Origin of the sequence: Dactylosporangium darangshiense (assembly GCF_039537565.1) — a bacterium.
Taxonomy (GTDB): Bacteria; Actinomycetota; Actinomycetes; order Mycobacteriales; family Micromonosporaceae; genus Dactylosporangium; species Dactylosporangium darangshiense.
The window spans coordinates 1-23,529 of the sequence record NZ_BAABAT010000071.1; the positions used below are offsets into that span (position 1 = coordinate 1).

Annotated in this window: 17 protein-coding genes and 2 pseudogenes; 14 read left to right on the forward strand and 5 right to left on the reverse strand. The window is 68.6% G+C overall.

Annotated features, from left to right (window positions below):
• Positions 1 to 206, reverse strand: a pseudogene (locus tag ABD901_RS54035) (IS110 family transposase); the annotation flags it as partial.
• A 329-nt stretch (positions 207 to 535) separates the two neighbouring features.
• Here ABD901_RS54035 and ABD901_RS54040 point away from each other — a divergent pair.
• The 4 genes from ABD901_RS54040 to otsB all read left to right on the forward strand — a co-directional run bounded on the left by ABD901_RS54040 (position 536) and on the right by otsB (position 7,290).
• Positions 536 to 1,345, forward strand: coding sequence for an SAM-dependent methyltransferase (locus ABD901_RS54040; RefSeq protein ID WP_345143050.1), 810 nt, complete (start codon positions 536 to 538; stop codon positions 1,343 to 1,345).
• Positions 1,342 to 3,162 (forward strand): putative bifunctional diguanylate cyclase/phosphodiesterase, encoded by a 1,821-nt coding sequence (locus tag ABD901_RS54045; protein ID WP_345142970.1) that lies wholly within the window; start codon positions 1,342 to 1,344, stop codon positions 3,160 to 3,162. The genes ABD901_RS54040 and ABD901_RS54045 overlap by 4 nt, the downstream gene beginning before the upstream one ends.
• Before the next feature lie 542 nt (positions 3,163 to 3,704).
• A complete protein-coding gene (locus tag ABD901_RS54055) occupies positions 3,705 to 4,289 on the forward strand; it encodes a helix-turn-helix domain-containing protein (RefSeq protein ID WP_345142973.1) in 585 nt (194 codons plus the stop codon).
• Between the two features lie 457 nt (positions 4,290 to 4,746).
• Complete coding sequence (gene otsB / locus ABD901_RS54060; RefSeq protein ID WP_345142976.1) at positions 4,747 to 7,290, forward strand: trehalose-phosphatase; 2,544 nt, start codon at positions 4,747 to 4,749, stop codon at positions 7,288 to 7,290.
• Between the two features lie 115 nt (positions 7,291 to 7,405).
• On the opposite strand, the gene ABD901_RS54065 is transcribed toward otsB, so the two are convergent.
• The gene (locus ABD901_RS54065; protein WP_345142979.1) at positions 7,406 to 7,984 is read right to left on the reverse strand and encodes a TetR/AcrR family transcriptional regulator; all 579 of its coding nucleotides are present in this window, start codon (positions 7,982 to 7,984) and stop codon (positions 7,406 to 7,408) included.
• Between the two features lie 115 nt (positions 7,985 to 8,099).
• Between ABD901_RS54065 and ABD901_RS54070 the strand changes: the two genes are divergently transcribed.
• The 8 genes and pseudogenes from ABD901_RS54070 to ABD901_RS54105 all read left to right on the forward strand — a co-directional run bounded on the left by ABD901_RS54070 (position 8,100) and on the right by ABD901_RS54105 (position 18,350).
• Entirely contained in the window at positions 8,100 to 9,395 is a 1,296-nt protein-coding gene (locus ABD901_RS54070; protein WP_345142981.1) for an MFS transporter, read from the forward strand.
• Positions 9,365 to 12,073: a beta-mannosidase gene (locus tag ABD901_RS54075; RefSeq protein WP_345142983.1), complete on the forward strand. Its 2,709-nt coding sequence runs from the start codon at positions 9,365 to 9,367 to the stop codon at positions 12,071 to 12,073. Before ABD901_RS54070 ends, ABD901_RS54075 begins: the two co-directional genes overlap by 31 nt.
• Positions 12,074 to 12,121: 48 nt before the next feature.
• Positions 12,122 to 13,276, forward strand: a complete 1,155-nt coding sequence (locus ABD901_RS54080) for a GDSL-type esterase/lipase family protein (RefSeq protein WP_345142986.1) — start codon at positions 12,122 to 12,124, stop codon at positions 13,274 to 13,276.
• Between the two features lie 909 nt (positions 13,277 to 14,185).
• Positions 14,186 to 14,827, forward strand: a complete 642-nt coding sequence (locus ABD901_RS54085; RefSeq protein WP_345142989.1) for a response regulator transcription factor — start codon at positions 14,186 to 14,188, stop codon at positions 14,825 to 14,827.
• A 222-nt stretch (positions 14,828 to 15,049) separates the two neighbouring features.
• Positions 15,050 to 15,320: pseudogene (locus ABD901_RS54090) on the forward strand (IS5/IS1182 family transposase); the annotation flags it as partial.
• 123 nt (positions 15,321 to 15,443) lie between these two features.
• Entirely contained in the window at positions 15,444 to 15,773 is a 330-nt protein-coding gene (locus ABD901_RS54095; RefSeq protein WP_345142992.1) for a hypothetical protein, read from the forward strand.
• Between the two features lie 410 nt (positions 15,774 to 16,183).
• Positions 16,184 to 16,666, forward strand: coding sequence for a sigma-70 family RNA polymerase sigma factor (locus tag ABD901_RS54100; RefSeq protein ID WP_380139965.1), 483 nt, complete (start codon positions 16,184 to 16,186; stop codon positions 16,664 to 16,666).
• Positions 16,667 to 17,123: 457 nt separating this feature from the next.
• Positions 17,124 to 18,350: a hypothetical protein gene (locus ABD901_RS54105; RefSeq protein ID WP_345142998.1), complete on the forward strand. Its 1,227-nt coding sequence runs from the start codon at positions 17,124 to 17,126 to the stop codon at positions 18,348 to 18,350.
• A gap of 138 nt (positions 18,351 to 18,488) precedes the next feature.
• Here ABD901_RS54105 and ABD901_RS54110 read toward each other — a convergent pair whose 3' ends face one another.
• Entirely contained in the window at positions 18,489 to 19,079 is a 591-nt protein-coding gene (locus ABD901_RS54110; protein ID WP_345143001.1) for a TetR/AcrR family transcriptional regulator, read from the reverse strand.
• 462 nt (positions 19,080 to 19,541) lie between these two features.
• Here ABD901_RS54110 and ABD901_RS54115 point away from each other — a divergent pair, with 462 nt between their 5' ends.
• Both ABD901_RS54115 and ABD901_RS54120 read left to right on the forward strand, forming a co-directional pair.
• A complete protein-coding gene (locus ABD901_RS54115) occupies positions 19,542 to 20,561 on the forward strand; it encodes an alcohol dehydrogenase catalytic domain-containing protein (RefSeq protein ID WP_345143004.1) in 1,020 nt (339 codons plus the stop codon).
• 236 nt (positions 20,562 to 20,797) lie between these two features.
• The gene (locus tag ABD901_RS54120; protein ID WP_345143007.1) at positions 20,798 to 22,252 is read left to right on the forward strand and encodes a hypothetical protein; all 1,455 of its coding nucleotides are present in this window, start codon (positions 20,798 to 20,800) and stop codon (positions 22,250 to 22,252) included.
• Positions 22,253 to 22,331: 79 nt separating this feature from the next.
• Here the strand turns inward: ABD901_RS54120 and ABD901_RS54125 are convergent, their stop codons facing one another.
• Both ABD901_RS54125 and ABD901_RS54130 read right to left on the reverse strand, forming a co-directional pair.
• The gene (locus ABD901_RS54125) at positions 22,332 to 22,955 is read right to left on the reverse strand and encodes a hypothetical protein (RefSeq protein WP_345143014.1); all 624 of its coding nucleotides are present in this window, start codon (positions 22,953 to 22,955) and stop codon (positions 22,332 to 22,334) included.
• A complete protein-coding gene (locus tag ABD901_RS54130) occupies positions 22,945 to 23,457 on the reverse strand; it encodes an alpha-amylase family glycosyl hydrolase (RefSeq protein WP_345143017.1) in 513 nt (170 codons plus the stop codon). Before ABD901_RS54130 ends, ABD901_RS54125 begins: the two co-directional genes overlap by 11 nt.
• Positions 23,458 to 23,529: the final 72 nt, after the last annotated feature.

The window sequence follows — 23,529 nt, forward strand, 5'->3', positions numbered from 1 at the left end:
GGTGCGAGTTTCTCGGCCAGGTCTTCGATCTGCGCCGCGATCGTGTTGATCTCCTCGGTGAGACTCCTGCACCTTGTGGTGATCACGGCGGCGAGGTGCGCGACGACACCGGTCAGCTGCGTCAGGCGGCGCAGGATGTGGTCGAGGTTGCTGACGCGGTCCAGGGATCGCGCCGGCGGGTCCCATTCGGGGTCGAGTTCGTGCACGGCACACGGGTGCGACCGCCTCCGGCAGATGGGAGCGGGTTCGCCGCAGCGGCGCCGCGACCTATCCGCCCAGGGCAACCGTCGTCGGCCGGGGCGGACAAGCCGTACATCCGCCACAGCGAACGGTGAACTCCGTCGCCGTTCGGCACGTCATAGTTGTAGCGGCCTGGCTACTGCCGGTCGTAGGTCATAGCTTTTGGGGGACGTACTTGACCAGTCCGAAGATCGCCGAGCCTGACCGAGAGGGCTCGGACCGCGGCGCGAATTCAACCGGTGCGATCCAGACGCCCGCCGCCATCGAGAAGGTTCAGACCCGGTCGGCGCGCACGATGGACCGGCCGGAATGGGCATCCGGAGGCATCGACATCGACCGGCCGAGCGCGGCACGAGTCTATGACTACTGGCTGGGTGGCAGCCACAATTTCGCCGTCGACCGGGAGCTGGCCCGCCAGGTCACCGCGGTGGTACCGGACACCGCGCTGATCATGCAGGCCAACCGCGCGTTCCTACACCGAGCGGTCAATTACCTGGTCGGGGCCGGGATCCGCCAGTTCCTGGACATCGGATCGGGCATTCCAACGCTGGGGAACGTCCACGAGGTGGCGCAGAATGCGGCGCCGGATGCCCGGGTGGTCTACGTCGACGTGGATCCGGTCGCCGTGGCGCACAGCCGGCACATCCTGTCCGGCAATGATCGGGCGGTGGCGATCCAGGAGGATCTCCGCCGGCCGGAGCAGATCCTGGCCCACCCCGACGTGACCGGTCTCCTCGATTTCCGCAAGCCCATCGGGTTGCTACTGCTGGCCGTGCTGCATTTCGTCCCGGACCACGATGATCCGGCCGGCATCCTCGCCAGGTTCGTTGACGCTCTCGCGCCCGGCAGCTACCTGACGATTTCCCATGGCACCGCGGACAGAATATCTGACGAGGCGGTACGGCACTCGCTGGAGCTTTTCCAGCGGACCCCGACACCGTTCGTGTCGCGCAGCCGTACCGACGTACTGCGGCTGTTGGCCGGATCCGAGCTGGTCGAGCCTGGGCTGGTATGGACACCGCTATGGCGTCCGGAGCATCCCGACGACCTCGATGACCACCCGGAGCGCTCTGCCGCATACGCCGGAATGGGTCGCATCGTATGACCCCCGAGGACGGACTGGCCGGATTCACCCGAGCCTGGGCAAAGGCACTGGCCGGCACGAGCTACGTACCAATGACCCGGGCAGCGCGGCACCAGTTCCTGTATCGGCTGGCCGAGCGGCTCAGCGCGGCACTCACCGTCGAGCCGTTCACCGCGACCCCCGGATACGACATTGGCACGGAGCTGGTCGCCGCGGATTTCGCCGCCCCCGAGGCGCTCGGTCGCACCATCGAGGTGATCGACAGCCGCCTGCTGACCGACCTCAATATCACCGGTGCCGACGCCCGCCACCGGCTCGCGGCTCTAATCGGTAGCCTCGCCGCCGGCTACTCCTGGATGCTGCACGACCGGACACTTGACGAGCAGGAGGCCATACGGTGCGCCGCGCTGATCACTCGGGAGCAGGCTGAACAGGCGCTACGTGAGAGCGAAGCGCGCTTCCGGCACGCCGCTCTGCACGATCCATTGACCGGGCTGCCCAACCGCGCAAAGTTCACTGAAAGACTCAGCTTGATCTTCGCTGAGTCCGGGCCGGACGCCCGGTTGGGTGTGTGCTTCGTCGACTTGGACGCCTTCAAAGCGGTCAACGACAGCCTGGGGCACTACATCGGCGATCAACTACTGGCCGCCGCCGGCGCCCGGCTGGCACGGTTCGCTGCCGAGTTCGGGCACCTGGTGGCCCGCCTCGGCGGTGACGAGTTCGTGGTACTGGTGGAAGACACCAACTGCGTCGAGGACGCAATCAAGGTCGCCGACCGGGTGATGGCCCTGCTCTGTGAGCCGTTCCGGATCGAGTGCCGCGACCTGGCCATGTCGGCGAGCGTCGGCGTGGTCGAACGCACCGTAGCCGACACCGATCCGAGCGACCTGATGCGCGCCGCCGACATCACGCTGCACTGGGCGAAGGCCGACGGCAAGGCGCGGTGGCGGGTCTTCGATCCGAAGCGTAACGCTCGGGACATCGCCCGCTACACGCTGGCCGCCGCGATGCCGGGCGCCCTGGAACGGGGCGAATTCGGCCTGGTCTACCAGCCGATTGTGGACCTCACCGACGGCCGGATAAACGGCGTCGAGGCGCTGGCCCGCTGGCACCGGCCGGAGCCGGACGGGACGCTCGCCCCGGATCACTTCATCAACCTGGCCGAGGACAGCGGCCTGATCATCCCGCTGGGTCTACGACTAATGGAGCAGGCCTGCGAGCAGGCAGCCAGTTGGTCTGACGTGGCCGCACCGGCGCCGTTCGTCAGCGTCAACCTCGCGGTGCGCCAGATCCGCCACCCCGACCTGGTCGCCGACATCACCGGGGTACTCGGCCGCACCGGGTTGCCGCCCGAGCGGTTGCAACTGGAGATCACCGAAAGCGCGGCCATGGACAACGACGATGAGACTGCCGCCCCCCTGGGCGAACTGGCCAACCTCGGCCTGCGACTGGCTATTGACGACTTCGGCACCGGCTACTCCAACCTAGCCTACCTGCGCGAGTTGCCGGTACATGGGCTCAAACTGGCCGGCCCATTCGTTCGTCGCCTTCGGGCCGATGCCCCGACCGATCCGACCGACCGGGCGATCCTGACCGCCCTGGTGGCCCTCGGGCACACCCTGGGGATGACCGTCACCGCTGAGGGCGTCGAGACCGCGGCTCAGGCCGCGGAACTGCGCGCCATCGGATGTGACATGGCCCAGGGCTGGCACTTCGGCCGCCCGGTGGCCGCGATCGAGGAGGCGATCAACCAGCCACACCCTGTTGATGGCCGACTACATCGGCCCGACCGAGCGGCGGCTGTACGACCTGCGTTCCGCAGGCTGGCGTCGATATAGTCGGTTATCGGAGTTGAACGTGCAGGTCAGGGTGTTGCGCTCTGATGGAAACGATGAAATTGGTCGCCGGCGCCGCGCCGCGGGGTGTGTGCTTGACGTGTTCAGGGTGCGGGCCGACGATCGGGGGTCTCCAACAGCTTGCTCTTGCGTGAGCAAGCGTACTCATTCAAGAGCGTTAGTATCGCCCTGTGAAGCTCGCGGAGTGGGCGCGCTGCAACGGTATGCATGGGCAAACCGCGTGCCGCTGGTTCCGGTAGGAAACCATGTCGGTGCCTGCTCGGCGGCTCCCGTCCGGCATGATCATGGTTGATGTGGTCGACGACGTCCCCCAGGGCAGGTGGTCGTCTACGCCCGGGTATCGTCGGCTGTCGAGGCCGCGCTCGCCGTGCACAGGGTCGGCGGCTGTTGGTTGTCGACCCGGCCGGGGTGGACGGTGACCTGGTCCGTGATGGTGCCGAAATCCTGGCCTCGCTGTACGGGCGCCGCGGCGCCGCGAACCGTGCCAGCCGTGCCGTAGCCGCCGCTGCCGCCGAGGATGACGCATGAAGCGCTACGAGCCGCCGGCCGGCCGGAGCATGCAGGCGTACAAATTCGCCCTCGACCCGAGCGACGCGCAGGTGCTCGTGCTGCGCCGCAATACCGGCGCGGCCCGGTTCGCGTACAACCACATGCTGCGGCGGGTCTGCGCGGTGCAGGCGCAGCGCGCCGCGGAGGCCAGTTACGGGGTGGCCGAGGCGGACCTGACCCCGTGGCAGGGCTGGTCGCTGCCGGACCTGCGCCGCACCTGGAACGAGATCAAGGTGTGGGTGGCGCCATGGTGGGCGGCATGTTCCAAGGAGGCGTTCAACACCGGCCTGGCCAACCTGTCCGCGGCATTGGGCAATTGGTACGCGTCACGCACCGCATCCCGCAAGGGCCGGCGGATGGGTTGGCCCCGCGCCAAGAGGAAGCACGGCCGTCGGTCGGTCCGGTTCACCACCGGCGCGATCCGGGTCGACCCCGGCTTCCGGCATGTGGTGCTGCCCCGGATGGGTCGCATCCGCACCCACGGCCGGGTCGACAACCAACAGCCGCCGACCCTGTGCACGGCGAGCGCGGCCTCGACAGCCGACGATACCCGGGCGTAGACGACCACCTGCCCTGGGGGACGTCGTCGACCACATCAACCATGATCATGCCGGACGGGAGCCGCCGAGCAGGCACCGACATGGTTTCCTACCGGAACCAGCGGCACGCGGTTTGCCCATGCATACCGTTGCAGCGCGCCCACTCCGCGAGCTTCACAGGGCGATACTAACGCTCTTGAATGAGTACGCCTGCTCACGCAAGAGCAAGCTGTTGGAGACCCCGGATTGCTGGGCGGATTCCCCTCGCGCAACAACCATCTACACCGATATCGGTTGGATCCGGGACGAGATACGGGGTACGCGACAGAGGGGACAGATGTCGCGAGTGCTCATTGATGCCGCAATCGGCCCGGTCCGGGCAACGACAACATCGTGTGAACCTCGCCGCCGCGCGCTCCGTTGTGATGGTTCCTGCCGATGGTATGAACCGGGACCGCAATCAAGAGGACATCCAGCTATGCAACACGAGACCCTCGCTCGCCCGCCCGACCCGAATCTGCACGCCGCGGTGCTCCGCGTCGCGCGTGTGCCGCAACTGTTGGTGGCATGTGACTACGACGGCACGCTCGCGCCGATCGTGGCAGACCCCACCAGGGCAACACCCACCTCGGAGTCGGTAGCCGCTGTGCGCGCGCTGTCGTCGCTGCCGCAGACGACGGTTGGTGTGATCAGCGGCCGCGCGTTGCGTGACCTGGCCACCTTGTCGCGGCTGCCGGCGGAGGTGCGTCTGGTCGGAAGCCACGGCTCCGAATTCGACGTCGGTTTCATCGACGATCTGCCGGCCGACCGGCTGCGACGCCGGGCCGAACTGCACAGCGCGCTGGCCGCGATCGCCGAAGGTCAGCCCGGGGTACACCTGGAGGTCAAGCCGGCCAGCGTGGCCGTGCACACCCGCGCTGCGCCGCGCGACGTGGCACAACGCGTCCTCGACGCCGTGCACGGCGGTGCCGGGCTGTGGCCCGACATCGAGGTGACCATCGGCAACGAGGTCATCGAACTGTCCGTCGTCCCTACCGACAAAGGCCTCGCCGTCGATGCTCTCCGCATGCAGGCATCGGCCAGTGCCGTCGTCTACCTCGGCGACGACGCCACCGACGAGAAGGCCTTCGCCCGCCTGCACGGCCCAGACCTCGGTATCAAGGTCGGCGCTGGCGAAACCCGGGCCCGGTTCAGGATCAACGACGCAGAGGATGCCGTCGGCGTCCTCGAACTCATTCTGCACGCCCGCCGACGATGGCTCTTCGGCGAACAAGCCGTGCCGATCGAACGGCACTCCATGCTGTCCAACACCCACACCATCGCGCTGCTCACTCCGGCGGCCAGGGTCACTTGGCTGTGCCACCCCAAGCCCGACTCCGGTGCCGTTTTCGCCGACCTGCTCGGCGACACGGCGGCCGGGCACTTCACGGTGCAGCCGGAGCGCGGTGGTATCCCGCTCGGTCAGCGGTATCGGCCCGGCACCATGACCGTGGAGACCCGCTGGTCGGGGCTGACGGTCACGGACTGGCTCGATCACCACCGCACCGGCAACTCGCTGATCCGTGTACTGTCCGGCAGCTCCCGCGCACGGATCGATTTCGCACCGCGCCCCGACTTCGGCCAGGTCCGCATCCGCCTGCAGCCTATCGGCGACGAAGGACTCCTCGTCCTGGGCTGCAACGAACCGATCTCGCTCTACGCACCCGGCATCGCCTGGGAGATCGCCTCGGACGGGCACAGCGACTCGGCCCGAGCCGTCGTGGACCTCAAGGTCGCCGGCGGTAGCGCGGTGCTGGAGCTACGCCTGGGCTCCGACTCGATCGAACCGCCACAGATCGACGTCGGCGAACGGCAGGTCGCCACCGAAACGCAATGGCGGGAGTGGTCCGACTCGCTCAAACTCCCTTCGGTCGCTCGTGATCTGGTCAAACGCAGCGCGATGACCCTCCGCGGACTGTGGCACAGACCAACCGGAGCGATCCTTGCGGCCGGGACCTCCTCACTCCCCGAAGAGGTCGGCGGCTCCCGGAACTGGGACTACCGCTACTGCTGGCTCCGGGACTCCGCGATGACCGCGAAAGCTCTGGTCGACCTCGGCTCCTCGGAAGAAGCCGAAGCTCTTCTGAGCTGGACCCTCCGTGTCGCCGGCCACACCGACGGGCATCCTGAACGCCTCCACCCCCTCTACACCCTCGACGGCACCGAACTCGGCCCCGAAGCCGTCATCGAAGCCCTCCCCGGCTACGCCGGTTCCCGCCCCGTCCGCGTCGGCAACGCAGCCAATCGCCAAGTCCAACTCGACGTCTTCGGTCCCGTTGCCGACCTCATCACCACCCTCGCCGGGCTCCGACCGGCAGCGGATGCCGACTTCACCCTTATGAGTGCCATGGTCGAGGCCGTCGAACGGCGCTGGCACGAACCCGACCACGGCATCTGGGAAGCCCGTCTCCGACCGCGCCACCACGTCTACTCCAAAGTCATGTGCTGGATGACCGTCGAGCGCGGCATTCAACTTTTCGACCGCCAGAACCGACCCGTCCCTGAGCCCTGGCGGTCCCTGCGCGACACCATTGCCAACGATGTCCTCGACAAAGGCTGGAGCAAGGAACGCGGCGCCTACACCGTCGCCTACGGCTCCGACGTGATGGACGCCTCCGTCCTGTGGATCGGCCTCAGCGGTCTGCTCGCCGACGACGACCCCAGATTTCTCGCCACCGTTCTCGCCGTCGAGGCTGACCTCCGTGAAGGCCCCACCGTCTACCGCTATCGCTGGGACGACGGCCTTCCCGGCACCGAAGGCGGTTTCCATCTCTGCACCACCTGGATGATTGAGGCGTACCTCCGCACCGGCCGCCGCGCCGATGCCGAGGAACTCTTCGCCCAGTTCATCGAGTGTGCCGGCCCGACCGGTCTCATCCCCGAGGAGTACGACCCACTCACGGAGCGCGCCCTGGGCAACCACCCGCAGGCCTACAGCCACCTCGGCCTCATCCGCTGCGCCCTCGAACTCGACCGCTCCTGACCCCCCGATCGCCGACCTCGTGGCCACCGCACCTCACCAGGTATGGCGGTCACGAGGTCGGTACGGAGAGCGTGCCTGCCTCCTGGGGCCGCACGGGCCCAGGAGGCAGCGCCGGTCACGCTCGTCTGGGCGCGGGTTCCGCAGGCAGCTGGGCGTCGCGTTCCAGCGCCGAGCGGAGCTGTCGGAGATCGGCGACGATGTCGGTGGACGGGTCGCGCAGCCATTGGACCTGCAGGCCTTCCGCGGCGGCGAGGAGTACCCGGGCGTGCCAGCCGCGTCCCGGCCCGAGCAGCCGCGCGACGAGCGCGAGGACGCGATCTGCCCGTTGCCGCATGTACGCGTGGCCGGGGTGGTCGGGACTCGTCGCGGCCGCGGTGATGTCGACGAACAGCTTGAGCAGGCCGGGTGTCTTGGTGGTGTGGGCGAGCGCGGCCCACACGCCGTCCAACGTGGTCAGGTCGAAGGTGGCGGCGTACTCGTCGTCGCGAGCCGCCAGGATCGCCACGAGCAGCTCGTCCTTGCTGTCGAAGTAGTGCAGCACGCCGGCCTCGGTGAGGCCGGCTGCCGCCGCGATGGACTTCAACGACGGGCCCTGCGGGCCCGAGGCCGCGTAGGCGTCGAGGGCGACCCTGAGGATTTCGGCGCGACGTGCGATGCCCTTGGAGTACGGGCCGCGCGGTGACTTGGTGCCCACGAAGGTTGAATCTATCGCCTCGCCCGTCCCGCCGCCGACCTAAACCTAGTGTTCCTAGGTTTTCGGGTCTATGGTGGTCCGCACCCGAGGTTGTGCAGTGCGCAGGAGGTTCGTGATGGTCGATCGCGTAGGCGTCGCCGGCTCCGACACCGGGCAGTCGCTGTTGGCGACACCCCCGAGGGATCGCGGCGCGGACGTGGCGCCGCCGGGGCGGCCGCGGCTGGGACGGCTGGGGCCGCTTCTGCTCGTGAGCCACCTGGCCTGGGCTTTGCCGTCCGCGGCGGCCGGCACGCTGTTCCAGGCGCTGTTTGCCGCGGAACACCCCCAGTCCAAGGTCGCGTTGTACGCGACGATGAGCGCGGTCGGTGCGGCGGCGGGGGCCATCGGCATGATCGTCGGCGGTATGTTGTCGGACCTGACACGCAGCCGCTACGGCCGGCGCAATCCCTGGATTCTCGCCGGCGCGGTCGCGTCCGCCGCCGGACTTGCGGCTGCGGGGTTCGCCCCGGTCTTCTGGCAGCAGGTCGTGTGCTTCGCCGTGTACCAGGCGGGCCTGAACGCGATGCTCAGTGCGCTGCACGCCCTGCTGCCGGACCGGGTCACCCGGGCCGCGCTCGGCAGGGCCTCGGCGCTGGGCGGCGCGGGCTACCTGATCGGATCGGCAGTGGGTGGCATCGTCGCATCGGCGTTCATCGGCGCGCCGGCGATCGGGATCAGGATCGTGCCGTGGACGATGGTCGCCGCGGCGGCGCTGGTGTTCGTCCTGGCGCGGGAAAGGTCGAACACGGACCAGCCCCGCGGACGGCTTGCCCTCAGGACGCTCCTGCGGTCGGTGCTTCCGCCCCGAGACCCGGACTTCCTGTGGGCGTTCGCGGGCCGGTTCTGCGTCATCCTGGCCTTGTTCCTCGTCGTGTTCTACCAGCTGTACCTGTTCACCGACCTCATCCGGGTGAGCACCGAACGAGCCGGCGAGCTGATCGCGCTGGGCACCGGGCTGCTCGGCCTCGGCGCCCTGGCCGCGACGCTCACGGCCGGCCTGCTCTCGGACCGTCTCGGCCGGCGCAAACCACTGGTCGTCGCGGCGTCGGCGCTGGTGGGTGTGGCGGCCGTGCCCGCGCTGATCAGCCCCACCGTACCGAGCATGGTGGCGTTCTACGTCATCGCCGGTGTCGGGTACGGCACATACCTGTCCGTCGACCAGGCGCTGATGGTCGAGGTACTGCCGAACGCCGGCAGCGAGGCCAAAGAGCTCGGCTTCCTGAGCCTCGCCAACACCGCCCCCCTGGTGCTTGGCTCCGTCGTCGCCGCGACCCTGGTGGCGACACTCGGCTACCGCGCCCTCTTCGCCGTCACGGCAGCACTCGCCGTCATCGGCGGCCTGTGCATCCTCAAGATCCGCCGCGTCCGCTGAGCCCCGACGCCACCGCCGACCCGATGAAGGAGATCAACTCCGTGTCCGCCATCGCCATCCCGCACTCGGCCGCCGGCACACGTCCGGTCCTGCGGCTCGACCGGTTCCAACTTGCCGCCGCCGACGCAGCCACCCCCGTCGCGCTCAAGCTGCACGATGCGCCCGACTGGATCCCGGCGAGCGTGCCGGGCGGGGTCCACGAGAGCCTGCTGGACGCGGGCCGCATCGGGCATCCCTACTTCGGCGACAACGAGCATGCGGCCAAGTGGGTCGAGGACGCCACCTGGTGGTACCGCACCGAGTTCGACGCACCGGTCGACCTCGCCGGCGACGAACGGCTGCGCCTGGTGTGCGACGGGCTCGACACGGTCGCGTCGGTGTGGCTCAACGGCGAACTCCTCGGCACCCACGAGTCCCAGTTCCGGCCCGCCGTGTTCGACGTCACCGGACGTGCGCTGCGGCACAACGAACTGCTGATCCGCTTCACCCCGCCGCTGGCCGGTCTCACGCCGCCGCCCGAGGTGACGAACACCGTGGCCCAGATGAAGGCCATGTTCGCCGCCCTGGCCCCCGACCGAACCGCCGATCCCGACGGTCCGCCGGCCGGCGTGCTGTCGGCGAACCTCGCCCTCACCCTGCGTCGTAAGGCCACCTTCTCCTGGGGCTGGGACTTCGCACCCAGGCTGCCCTCGATCGGAGTGACCCGCCCCGTCGAGCTCTACCGCGACCGGGGTGCCACCATCGCCGGACACCACGTCCGCGCCATAACTGTCGACACCGTCGCCGCCACAGCCCAGGTCGCGGTCGACGTCGAGGTCGACGCGTTCGCGCATCGCGGCCGGCTCGACGCCGCCATCACCCTCACCGCGCCCGATGGTCGCCGGTTCAGCCGCACCGTCACCGTCGATGACGGCACCGCCGCCACTGTCCTGGACATCACCGACGCTGCGCTTTGGTGGACGCACGACCTCGGCGGGCAGCCGCGCTACGACGTGTCCATTCAGCTCGCCGGCGATGACGGTGCGGTGCTGGATCGGATCCACGACCGGGTCGGGCTGCGGACCATCGCCCTGGACCGGGCACCTGACGGAGACGGCGGGCGGCTGTTCCGGTTCGTGCTCAACGGCGTCCCGCTGTTCGCCCGCGGCGCCAACTGGGTGCCGGCCAGCATGATGACCGGTTCCGTGTCCGCCGCCACGGTCGAGGAGCTGGTGCGGACGGCACGTCGCGGCAACATGACCATGCTGCGGGTCTGGGGCGGTGGGAGCTACGAGCAGGACGCGTTCTACCGTGCCTGCGACGACGTCGGGATACTCGTCTGGCAGGACTTCATGTTCGCCTGTGTCGACTACCCCAGCGACGACCCGGTGCTGCACGCCGAGGTCGTCCGCGAAGCAGCGCACCAGGTGCAGCGGCTGCGCAACCGCGCGAGCCTGGCCCTGTGGGCCGGCAACAACGAGGTCCACGCCATCCATCAGATGGTCCACCGCGCCTTCGAGCCAGGCAACTGGGGCTGGTCGTTCTTCCATGACGTGCTCCCGGCCGCCGTGGCACGCTTCAGCCCGGAGGTCCCGTACTGGCCGGGGAGCCCGTGGGCGGACTCCGACCCCCGTGGCGTCAACGGGGTCGCTGACGGCGACCGGCACGCATGGGAGGTGTGGCACGGCATGGACGTCGGCGCCGGCGGGCCCACCGACTTCGCCAACCGCGGCGATGCCGTGCATTTTCACCGGTACCGCCACGACCGTGGCCGGTTCATCAGCGAGTTCGGCCTGCACGCCGCCCCCGAACTCGGCACCCTGCGCCGTTGGACAGCGCCGGGCTCGCTGGCCCTGCACAACGACCAGTTCAACCACCGCAACAAGGACACGCCGAAGCGCAAGGGCGATGACCTGATGTCGGTCGAGACCGGCCTGCCCGCCAACCTCGAGCAGTACGTCGACTACTCGATGGCCTGCCAGGCCGAAGGGCTGAAGTTCGGCATCGAGCACTACCGACGCCGGCAACCGCACTGCAGCGGCACGTTGATCTGGCAGTTCAACGACCCGTGGCCAGGGCTGTCCTGGTCGATCGTCGACCATGACCTGATCCCCAAAGCCGGCTTCTACTTCGCCCAGCGGGCATACCGCCCGGTGCTGGCCAGCTTCACGCGCCCCGAGGGCGGTGGCCTGCAACTGTGGGTCACCAACAGCGGCCGCCACGACGTCAACCTCGACCTGCGGATCGAGGTGACCACCTTCACCGGGGTACCCATCCTCGACGAACGACTGCAGGCCACCGCTGCGGCGGGCACGTCGCGGCCCGTCTGGTCCGCGGACGACCGGACGTTCGAACCCGGCCCGGACCGGTACGCGTACGTCAGCGACGCCGCGGACCTGATCGAACCGAACCGGCTGTTCTTCGCCCCGCTGAAGGAACTTCGACTGGGATCCGGCTGGATCGACGTCCACGCGCGCCCGGGCCCGCAGGACAGCGCCGAGGTCACACTGACCTCGCACGGCTACAACTACCTCACCAGGGTCCTGGCACCCCGTCCCGGCGTGGTGTTCAGCCGCAACTACCTCGACCTTCGCGACGGTGGGCAGGCCCGGATACACGTCCGTGGCCTGCCCGACGGGTTCGACACCGCGGACCTGCACGTCGCCGCGTACGGCGCCCCCCAGATCCGCTACACATGACCAGCACCTGTGACGAGTACGTGTGACCAGTGACGTCCGAGAGGACAGATGAACCACATGCTGCACCAGACCACCTTTCCGAGCGACCTCCTCCGGGTCGACGGCGCTCTGGACCTCGAACCGACCGCCCGCGGCGTCCGCCCCCGGCGGCTGCCGGCCTGGACGAGGCCGCAACTGCCCGACGCGTTGTTCGACCTCGTCGCACAATCCACCGCCGGCGTCCGGATCGCCCTACGCACCGACGCGACCGTCATCGAACTGACCCTGCACGTCACCCAGGTGGAGCTACCCAGCGGCCGCACCCTCCCCGCCGTGCTGGATCTCGTCGTGAACGGCGAGGTGACCCACCGGCAGACCGCTGCAGGCGGCGACGTCCTGCGGATCATGTGGGGCAGCAGCGACGTCGACATCGTTCCCGGTACGACCGAAACGATCCGCTTCACCGGACTCCTCCGCGGAGACAAGGACGTGGAGATCTGGCTGCCGCAGGCGGCCGCCTGCGACCTCGTCAGCCTTGCGGCGGACGCGCCTATCCATCCGGCTACCACATCCATCGCACCCCGCTGGGTCCACTACGGATCCTCGATCAGCCACTGCGTCGAGGCCGACGGCCCTACCGGCACCTGGCCTGCCGTCGCTGCCGCGAAAGCGAACCTCCGCCTCACCGATCTGGGCTTCTCCGGCAACGCCATGCTCGACCCGTTCGTCGCCCGGACCATCCGGGACCTGCCGGCCGACCTGATCAGCCTGAAAATCGGTGCCAACATCGTCGCTGATGCAACCATGCGGCAACGGACCTTCCTACCAGCCGTCCACGGATTTCTCGACACGATCCGCGACGGACACCCAAGCACTCCGATCGTGGTGATCTCACCGATCTCGTGCCCGCCGCTGGAAAACCGCCCCGGACCAATCATGAGCGCACATCCCCGACCCCAGGAGGCCACGGAGACAGACACCGGAGCGCTGACGATGTCCGCGGTGCGCGAACTTCTGCACGGAATCGTCCAGGACCGCACAGCTACCGACGCAGCGTTGTCCTATGTGGATGGTCGAGCGTTGCTCGGCCCGGACGAAACCGGCGACCTTCACGACGGCATCCACCCCAACGCCGCCGCCTACCGACGCATGGGTGGCCGATTCGTCAGCCTCCTCGGCCTCGTCGACCTGCAACCCGGACAGGCACGGTCAACGACCTCGTGACACCGCCGGGCTCCGCTGGCCACGGGTCGGCACAGTCCGCGGCTGCCGAACTGGAGCGCGCCAGGGACATCTATCGGCGTCCCGGAGATGTCCCCGGCGATGCTCGTGGACGGCGAAAAACATCGGTAATCGCGTGCCGGCGGGCCCGCGATGAACATCACATCCTTACGTGCGGGGCCGACGTTCGGTGAGGTCCGGCGCCGCACCGCGTTTTGGAACAGGCGGAACACCGTGGGGGCCAACACGTTGTGTATCGGCCGCTGCGAGTGCCGGGTGTGCCTCACACATTCGTGTGATTTCCGCTGCTATTGGTTCGTGCTGTGCTACCGGTCGTTCTTCACGCCGTGGGAAGGGGACAACACTGATGGAAACGCCACCGGCGCGTAGCGTCGACGGTGTCTGCATCCGCTATCGCGAACACAACCAGCGCTCGGCCCGGCCCCTCCTGCCGACCCCCGCGTGGCGGCGGGATAACCTGCGCGTGCGTGGACATCGCTGCAACACCCGGCCTGAGCGCACCGCCCGCGGTCACCATGCTGCAGTATCGCCGACCCGGCCCTCAACGGTGTCCTGCGGCAATCCGCCGCCGACGAAGCATGACTGCCTGGCGTCCTTCAGCGGCGACCGTCTCATGGTGTCGACCACGTACGTCCGCTAGTGCCCGTGGCGCCTCGCCTGCCTTGCCGGCCTGGTCAGACGGGTCCGAACACCCCGGCAGCGATCGTGCACTGCCACGGGCCCGTTGAGCCCCCGCACCGGTGCCTGCCTGGCAACCACCTCCTGCCGCTGGACGCGGCGCACCTCATCCGGGAAGGCGTCCGAAGCCCTCGCGCATAGGCCGTTTCGGCATCGTGCACCGGCGGATGTCTGCTCGATGAACGCTGAAGCGCCGAAATCTCCTGGAGGCGAATGATGTTGCGTGTCTCGATTGTCAGCGAGCCCTCGATGTGGCGAGAGCAGCTGGTTCAGACTGTGTCACAGGATCCGGTCTTCGAACTGGAGTCCGTTGTGCGGCTGGTCGAAGAACTTCCGGTGCTGCCAAATGAACTTCGCGTAGTGGCACTCGACCTGCCCCGTCAGCCGTCCGTTCCGGCTCTGGCCCGCATCGCCGCGGCTGCACAGGTCGGACGCGTACTGGTGTCCTCGGCGTGGGACAGTCGGCCGACGCTGCTTGCCGCCGTCCGTGCCGGGGCTCGAGCGTGCCTCACGCGGGACAGCGAATCGGACATCACCCGCTCCGCGCTCCGCGCCGTGGCGCTGGGCAGCCTGTACGTGTGCCCGCTCCTGGTCGAGCGGTTCAACGCCGAACTCGTTCGGCCGTCCGGCATACACCCCAACGGTCTTGCCGAGCGCGAGTTCGAGGCGTTGCGGTGGATCGCCCTGGGGTACACGCCGAAGCAGATCGCGGATCGGATGAACTTGCACCGCAAGACCGTCAACGCCTACACACGCAGCATCCGAACCAAGGTGGCGGGCGGAGAGGTTCGAGCCGGTGATGAGCAGGGTTTGACCGCGGACGCCCGCCCGATTCGTGACACGGCTGTTCGGTAGACCCCGGGCCGGCTGCGCCGCCGGGTCGGCCGGCGACTGTCCTGATCGGACGGCACATCTTCGAGGGCCAGGCCGACGGCCGCCCCAGCCTACGCCTCGGTGATCTTGTGGCCTTTCGGGACGGGGCTGATCCTGCGACCCTGACCTCGGAAGCGATACCCCGAGTCGCCGCGACAGCTCGCTGCTGGACCGGCGGTCCCGCAGGCCAACCGATCGGGACCGAGGCGTCGCGACCAAACGCGCGGTACCCGCACCGGCACGCGAGCGTTGCCCTGTCGCGACCAGGCGGTCCTGGTCCTGCGCTGGTTACTGGACGGCACCCGGATGAGCCAACTGGCCCGGGGCAACGCGGTCGGCAGGTCCGCCGGCTACGCCTACCTGCACGAAGGCATCGACGTCCGCGCAGCCCGGGTTACCCAGCCTGCACGGGGCGCTGCCGGCCGCCAAGACGGCCGGCTACAGCCACGTCAACATCCACGGCACGCTGCTGCGGGGTGCGACCCGGCCGTGAGCACGACACCACGGCGGTCCGAACCCAAACCGAGATCCTGCCCCCACCGCTGCGGGCGATGACCTGCGCACGCTCGGCTACGAAGACGAAGCCGACACCATCACCGTGGCGTTCAAGACACCCAAGGACAGGCTCACCCTCGTGCAACAGCAGCTCAACCAGGCCCACAACGGCGTGCGAGCCATCGCCGATCGTGGCAACGCCCTACTCAAGATGACCTTCAGGGCACTGCGCAACGTGAGCCTGTCCCTGGCGGATCGGGAAAATCGTTGCCGCAGCGCTCGTCCTGCTCCACCTCGACCACGCCCGCACACGATGAAGCCGTCAGTAATCAAACCGTTGCTCGGAATGGCTCATTGGTCCGTTTGCGGATTCGATGTACCACGGAGCGTGCTGCTGCATCGATCACCATTAGCCGATCACCTATTCATGTGATTCAAGAAGGGGTCCGGCTGTGTTTCGCTGCGCATTGGCCGAGGGCGCCCGGCCGCCACCTCCGAATTCGTAGCGCTGGAGTCGATTTTCGATGGCTAAGAATAGCCAAGAAACCTTGCAGATTTCTCCCGGTCCCGCACGCTGCAATGCCCCGGTTGCCGCGGCGCATCGCCTTGCTGTGGTCGACCCTCGGTCAGCTCAGCCCGTCATCAGCGAGTTGGAGGCTGTCCTGTCGGGCAGACCTCGGTCGATCGATCTGGCAACACACCGGCACCGCGTCGCGAAGGAGACCACGTTGCTGCCTGCCTTCGCGGTGTTGACCGGCGGCTCGCACCTGGAGGGGCGGTTCGGTGACCGCGGTCGCTAACGCGCGCGTCGCGGCGCGTGGCACCTCATCCGTCGACTTGCGCATGACCGCCCTGCACGCGAACCATGCGCCTTCGCTGCACCGCTTCCTGTTGCGACTGACTTTGGGGGAGTCCTATCTCGCCGAGGACCTTCTGCAGGAGACCATGTTGCGGGCGTGGCGCAACATCGAAGACGTGCCGCACGGGTACGAATCGGAGCGGCGGTGGCTGTTCACCGCCGCACGCCGGATCGCCATCGACGCGGCACGGGCCCGTCAGGCTCGGCCGCCCGAGACGGGCGTCACAGACCTCGCCCGGCTGCCCGAGGCGGATGACCCGATCGAACGGCTGATCATCACCCAGACGATGCGCGAGGCATTGCCCAAGGTGACCCCTGCCCATCGGGCTGTGCTGATTGAGATGTACTACTTCGGGCGGTCTACCGCGGAGGCGGCGGCGCGGCTCGGCATTCCCGAGGGAACCGTCAAGTCCAGGGTGCACTATGCACTGCGGGCGCTTCGCGCGGCGCTCACTCTCGACGGCTGACCACCGATCTGGTGGTCGTAGCCACGACCGCGGTCATGAGTGGCCGCCGGACGCCGTTGTGGTCGCGTTCGCTTCGGTGCCGGCGGCCTGGTTGCGCCGCCGTGGTTGTGGTACTTCGGCCACGTCATCGTTCCCGTTGAGTATGAGGCGCCGCGGTCGAGTGGCGTCGCCGCCGCGTGGGCTACGTCGACGAGCGCGGAACCTGCTGCCGGAATGTCTTTGTCGTGCGCAGCCGACGCGGGAGGATGCGCCGGCTGCGGCCCACACGACGCAGAACACAGGCGTCCGGTTCAAACCGCGTTGAACTGAACCGCACCGCGCGCGTAGTGGTCGCGGGGGAAGCCTCGACAATAGGAAGGTGCGGCAGATGTTTCGATGGGCCAGCGGTTGGCCCGATCGACGCGGCACATCGGGCGTTGCCCGACTGTTACGAGTGTTGCTCGGTCTTGTGTCGGCTGTGGCGCTGAATCTGATGTCGTCCACGCATGCGTCGGCGGAGCCGTCCGTGGGCCCGCCGGATGCTGTCCGGTACTACGTCGTCGGCCCGGCCACAGCGGACCAACGCGAGTACCTGTTCCAGATCGCGGCCCGCACCCTCGGCGACGGCAACCGGGCGCAGGAGATTTTCGACCTCAACGAGGGGCGCGCCCAACCCGGCGGCGGTCGGCTTACCGACCCTGCACAGCTGCTACAACCCGGCTGGATCCTGCTGTTGCCGTCGGATGCGCATGGCGACGGTGTGTTCATCGGTTCGCCACCGGCGGCGGACACCCCGAAGTCCCAGTCGGACGGCGCAACCCGCGGCCGCGGCGCGGGATCGTCGAACGCGTTGCTGTTCGGCTGGTTCTTTCTGGTGTCGACGGTCGTGTTGGTGGCCGTGCTACGGCGTAGCGTCGTCGCACGGATGCGTCCGGGCGCAGATGGTGCGTCGCCGCAACAAGACCGCCGTCGTCACACTGCCGGCACCGCTCGTCCGCCGCAGCCCACCACAGCTGATCGCCAGCCGCTGCCGGCCGGACGCTCGTCGGTTGAACCGGCGTCGCCGGTACCGCTGATGCAGGACCATCCGGTGCCTGCCGGCGACCGCCCGCAGCTGGACTCGGGCAGGGTCGTCACCGAACTCGAACCGCTTGACGACAGCGCCCCGGTACGGCTGCATCTCCGCTTGCTCGGCGCCCGGGGCGGTACCGCGGCGAGCGCCTACTCCTGGCTCGGCGACGAGGCTGCGCCGCTCGCCGCAATCCCGCTCGTGCTCGGGCGGCGCGGAATCTGGCGGTTCGTCGTCGATCTCGCCTTCACCCCGGACGTCTTCACCATCACCGGCGCGTTGCCATCGAGCCGCTGGTTCGCACTCGACCTGGCCCGTCAGGCTGTCGCGGCCGGCCTGACGGTCACCGTCGTCGGCGCCGCGCTCGATCTCGGCGACGACGTGGAGTCCCGGCTGGTGGAGCAGTTTCCGCGACCCGGTAGTAGAGCCGAGGCACTGGCCAGCCCCGGCCTCGTCATCAGCGGTCCCCTGGACGGCGAGGAACTGACCGCGGCCCGGGGCCTGGTCACACGGACTGCAGGCACCGTCGTGCCGGTGCTGGTCGGCGGGGCGCTGCGCTCCAGCTGGTCGATCTCGGTCGAACCGTCGACGGCACGCGCTGCCGGTCTGCGCAGCGATACCCGGAGTTTCGGTTGACCGCGCGTCTCCCGGGGCCTGTTCGTCGCCGAGCTCGGCGACGCCGAGTCGTTCCCCAGCCCAATATGTGCCGGGCCACGTCGTGGGCGCCACCGCCGGCCGCGTCATGGGTGGCGCCGGCAGGAGCGGGCCGGGTCCCTATGCCCGGCGAGCCTGACCGGAGGTAGCGCCGTCGAGAAGCCCCGCGGCGACCGTGCGTGCCAGGAGGGCCGCATTTGGGGCCCTGTCCAATTGCGCCGAGACTGTCGCGCCGTCGTAGAGCATCACCAACTGGTGGGCCATCAGCTCGGGATCCCGGGCGCCGGCGTCGCGGGCAAGATCGGTGAACAGGTCACGGACCCAGGTCCGGGAGGCGTCGCACCTGTCTTTGACGACGCCGGCGATCGGAGCCTCGACGCTGGCGTTGAGGAAGGCGCAGCCTCGGAAGTCCGGCATGGCGAACACGTCGCCGAGAACGTCGAACACCCCGAGCAGACGCTCGCGCGGATCCTCGATGCCGGCGATGTGTTTCTCGACCCGCCCCGCCCGGAGCTGGTGGCGCCGTTCAACGTAGGCCAGGACGAGTTCGTCCTTGCTGCCGAAGGTGTTGTACAGCGTCCCCTTGGCCACTCCCGCATGCTCGATCACCCGGTCGATGCCGACCGAATGCACACCCTCGGCGTAGAACAGCTCGTCCGCGGCCGCCAGCAACCTCTCGCGCGCCGACGGCCGCTTGATCGTCACTTCCACTCCTCGACGATACTGCACGGACCTGTCTAGTGCCCGCTGCTGGACAGATCCGTCTCGCGTGGTGTTGGGCTTGCTATTCGTACATATGCACGTACGCGCTCCGGTCGTCGACGGACAGCCGTCAAGCCGACGGCTTCATGGTGCCCATGATGCATAGGTCATCCCGTGGGGCGTGCTTCGACGCCACTTCGCGGCGGCAATACCTCGCCAAATGTGGACACCGCGCCACTGGTTGGCGCTACTGACCAGGTCGGTATACGGTCGGCAATTGAACAGATCTGTCTAGGCGGAGAGTCAGCACGTGCCGGCACCCCCAGGTGCCGCGGACGCCGGGACGAGGCGGAGTTGACCGGCGCCGGCGCGGCACATGACGCTCCGGCGGCCGCAACAGCCCACCGCCCGGCTGATCCTCCATTCCGACCCCGATCTCTCGACAGCCCACTGACCAGGGAGTACTGCAAAATGTCCACAGTCCGTTCAGTACAGACCGACCGGCCCGGCGGCGAGCTTCAGCTCGTCGAGCAGGAGGCTCGCGAGCCCGGATTCGGCCAGGTACGCGTCACCGTAGAGGCGTGCGGGGTGTGCCACACCGACGTCTCGTTCGTCGAAGGCCACCTGCCCGGCCTCTCCTTCCCGGTCACGCCCGGCCACGAGGTCGCCGGGCGCATCGACGCCGTCGGTGCCGGCGTGTCTCGCTGGCAGATCGGGGATCGGGTGACTGTCGGCTGGTCCGGCGGGGTCTGCGGACACTGTGACCCGTGCCGGAGCGGCGACCTCGTGCACTGCGAGGCCGGTATGGTGACCGGCGCGGCGTTCCCAGGCGGATATGCCGACGCAATCATTGCCCCGGCCACCGCATTGGCCCGGATCCCTGACGAGCTGTCGGCCGTCGACGCCGCCCCGATGGCGTGTGCCGGGGTCACCATGTTCAACTCCCTGCGTCGCAGCGGAGCCCGCCCGGGCGACCTCGTCGCGATTGTCGGGCTCGGCGGGCTGGGCCACCTCGGTGTCCAGTTCGCCGCCAAGATGGGCTTCCGGGTTGCGGTGATCGCCCGCGGCCAGGGCAAGGCCGCCCTCGCCGCCGAACTGGGCGCGCACCACTACATCGACTCGACCGCCTCGGACGTGTCCGCGGAACTGCACCGGCTCGGCGGCGCCCGGGTCGTGCAAGCCACCGCAGCCAACTCCGACGCCATGGCCGCAGCGATCGGTGGGCTCGGCAACCACGGCGAACTGCTAGTCCTGGGTATCGACACCGAGCCGCTGAAGGTCACCCCGCTGCAGCTCATCAACGGGTCCAGGACGGTGCACGGTCACCCGGGCGGCACCCCGATGGACGTCGAGCAGACCATGCGCTTCGCCGCGCTGCACGGTATCCGGGCGATGACCGAGGAGGTTCCGCTGGAAGAGGCGGCCAAGGCCTACGAGCGGATGCTCGCCGGTCACGCTCGCTTCCGCATGGTCCTCACGACCTCTCGTTGATCTTCGCCGAGAGTAGCTGTGCAACCGGTTAACACTGGCGGCGGTCACGTTGAACCGAAGGCCGGTGTGTTGCGTCGTGCAGCCCGAGTACGCCAGTGCACCGGGAGACGACATTGCTTTGGCCCTCCGGCAACGGTTTCGCTGCCTACCGTGGACGTCGTCGCCTCGACACGTCCGGTCGCCGCCCGTCGCGCAGCCGCGACGTCCGGCCGCGACGGACGGTCGTCCTGGTCGCGTTGATCGCCCTGCTCGGGTTGGCCGGCGCGGCATCGAGCGCCGGGTTCGGCACCGCGCCTGTCAGCGACCCGGTGCTTGCCGGTCGGCCGGTACCGGCTGGCCAGGTACAGCTGATCGCGGTCGCCTCGCTGTCCTGCCCGGCGCTCACACCGGCGAAGCTTGCGGCACAGTTGATGGTGGCGTCCGGCTTCGAGATCGCGCCGACGAGCGGTTCCGGCAGCAGCGGGCTGGCCGGATTGAGCGATGCGGCTTGGGACCGGTGGAAGCCGTATCCAGGGGCGGAGCGGACTGAACCAGCTGCACAGATTCAAGCCCTGGCCCACTACACGTGCGACCTGATCGGACAGGTCCGCCTGGCCGGGATCGCAGGCGATCAGTGGCAGCTGGCCCTTGCCGCGCATCACTCCGGGGTGGCAACGGTAAATGCGGCGAGGGGCGTGCCGGAGTCGGCGCGCCGGTACGTATCGACCGTCGTGGCCTACGCTGCCTGGTATGCCACGCTCGAGGGGACCGGTACGGCCGGTCCGGGGATGGCTCGTGTGACAGCCGACCCCTCGAGCAGCGGCGATCGGCCGCCACTGCCGGTGCCCGACGGCTACCTCGCGGCGGTGGTGTCCGCGGGTTCGATCTGCCCGCTGGTCTCGCCGGTGCGGGTCGCGGCGCAGCTGATGGCCTCCTCCGGGTTCAACCCGAACCTGATGGGGGCCGACGGCGCGGAGGGTATCGCACAGTTCACCCCGAACGTGTGGGCCAAGTACGCACAGGCCGGTGCTGTCACCGGACCATGGGATCCCAGCGCGGCGATTCCCGTCCTCGGCCGGGCTATGTGCGGGCTCCTCAGCGAGCTGTCCGGGTTGGGCAGAGATCCCTACGCAGCTGCACTCGCCGCGTTCCGGTCGGACGTGGAGACAGTCAAGCATGCTGGTGGAGTACCTGACTCGGCGAGCCTGTCGCAGTACGTGGCACTGGTGCAGCAGTACGTGAACTACTACGCGCGGGATTCGAGACTCATGATCCACGGCAAGAGTCCCACGCCGGCACCATCTGCCCGTCCCGTGACACAGACGGCGAAGCCGCAGACGTCGACGAGTCCCGCCGCGCCCCCGTCGCCGACGCTGAACTGGCAGACCCTGACCGTCGAAGCCACCCAGGTGTTGAGCCTCGGCCAGGCATGGAGCACCAACCGGCTCAGTCTGATGCTCGGCCTCGACGGGGATATCGTCCTGTACGACCAGGGCAACGTTGTCTGGCGGGCGCATACTGCCGGCAAGGGCGGCTGCTGCCTCGTGTTCCAATCTGATGGTCATCTTGTGCTCTACGACGGCGGCAGTGTGGGCGTCTGGGGCACGCAAACGGCCGGCAACGCCGGCGCCGTGCTCGTGCTGCACAGCGACGGCAACGTGAGCATCTCACTGCACGGCCAGACGCTCTGGGAGACCGGCACCGGTAGGTAACCGTTCGAGGGTGCCGACCGGCCACGCTGATCGCACCGGAGGCACCGACGTCGCCCGGTTTCCACCGATACGCCTCCGCTCATACCCTGAACGGGCCGGGCACCGACCGAACCGTGGACAGCAGGGTGATCACGCCGCGCCCTTCGACACGGACGACCTGGAAACCGCGCGAGGTGCGGGCCTGGCCGGTGACGCCGAGCAGCTGCGCGGCCCGCAGCAGTAGACGTGCCGACGATCGGTCGCGCGCCCGTAGCTGCAGCCCGGTCGATGACACGCGTGGCGCCGCCGTCAGCATCGCCACACGCCACACCGCCGCCGCCCGCGCCCGCAGCGCACGCTCGTCGGAGGCGCCGTTGCCCAGCAGTAGCTCGAGATTCTGTATCCAGGCGCTGTGCAGCCGACCGACCACGGTCGACGGTTCGGCGCCGTCGACATGGACGACAAAGGTCTCGTACTGTCGGCGGATGCCCGCCACCCGCCGACGTATCGAGCATCTAGCGTCCGGCATGGCCTGCATCACGTCGGCGAACCAGGTCGCCGACGACTCGGCCTCGAACTCGACCCGCAGCTGGGTGACCGCGTGGGCGTCGACCACGGCCCACGGGTCGACGGTCCGCCCGGTGCTCGCGCGGTACAGCACCGATGTGCCCGCCAGCAACATGAGACTCGCCTCGAACAGTTCGGCGCCGCAGTCATCGGACATCTGCACTACCCCGGCGCCGCTTCGGTGGCAGGATGCGGAACCAGTACGAGCCATAGCCCGGTAGCGTCAACTGGTACGGTCGTAACCCGATGCTGGGCCACCGGGTGTCGCCGGTCAGCTCGTCGGTCAGGTCACCCACGGCGAACGCGACGTGCTGCTTGCGGATGACCCGGATGCCGCGGGCGTGCGCCTCGTCGAACAGGGTCACGAAATCATCGATCGTGCCGAATTCCGCGCAGATCGTGTAGAAGTCGCGGATGTTGTAGCCGCCGTCGCGGCGCGGCGAGTCGTAGAACGGCGGCAGCCAGATGCAGTCGATGCCGAGCCACTGCAGGTAGTCCAGTTTGGACACCAGTCCCAGCAGGTCGACGAAGTCGTCGTCGTTGGAGTCGAAACAGGCCTGTGTGACGGCTTCGTCGAACACCGCGCGCTGGTACCAGTCGTTCTCGACCGGCATGCGCCGGGCCCGGGCCGTCGCGGGCTTCGTCGGGGGTTGCGTCATCAAGGGTTGTGTCATCGGGGTCCGGTCTGAAGGGTGGCGGGGCCGCCGCACAGCCGACTGATCATCATCGAC

Bases quoted from the DNA above. Each gene is read 5' to 3' on its own strand.
- ABD901_RS54045 (WP_345142970.1), top strand. From the start codon at position 1,342: ATGACCCCCGAGGACGGACTGGCCGGATTCACCCGAGCCTGGGCAAAG.
- ABD901_RS54055 (WP_345142973.1), top strand. From the start codon at position 3,705: ATGAAGCGCTACGAGCCGCCGGCCGGCCGGAGCATGCAGGCGTACAAA.
- ABD901_RS54040 (WP_345143050.1), top strand. From the start codon at position 536: ATGGACCGGCCGGAATGGGCATCCGGAGGCATCGACATCGACCGGCCG.
- ABD901_RS54115 (WP_345143004.1), top strand. From the start codon at position 19,542: ATGTCCACAGTCCGTTCAGTACAGACCGACCGGCCCGGCGGCGAGCTT.
- otsB (WP_345142976.1), top strand. From the start codon at position 4,747: ATGCAACACGAGACCCTCGCTCGCCCGCCCGACCCGAATCTGCACGCC.
- ABD901_RS54080 (WP_345142986.1), top strand. From the start codon at position 12,122: ATGAACCACATGCTGCACCAGACCACCTTTCCGAGCGACCTCCTCCGG.
- ABD901_RS54130 (WP_345143017.1), bottom strand. From the start codon at position 23,457: ATGACGCAACCCCCGACGAAGCCCGCGACGGCCCGGGCCCGGCGCATG.
- ABD901_RS54085 (WP_345142989.1), top strand. From the start codon at position 14,186: ATGATGTTGCGTGTCTCGATTGTCAGCGAGCCCTCGATGTGGCGAGAG.
- ABD901_RS54100 (WP_380139965.1), top strand. From the start codon at position 16,184: ATGACCGCCCTGCACGCGAACCATGCGCCTTCGCTGCACCGCTTCCTG.
- ABD901_RS54125 (WP_345143014.1), bottom strand. From the start codon at position 22,955: ATGTCCGATGACTGCGGCGCCGAACTGTTCGAGGCGAGTCTCATGTTG.
- ABD901_RS54070 (WP_345142981.1), top strand. From the start codon at position 8,100: ATGGTCGATCGCGTAGGCGTCGCCGGCTCCGACACCGGGCAGTCGCTG.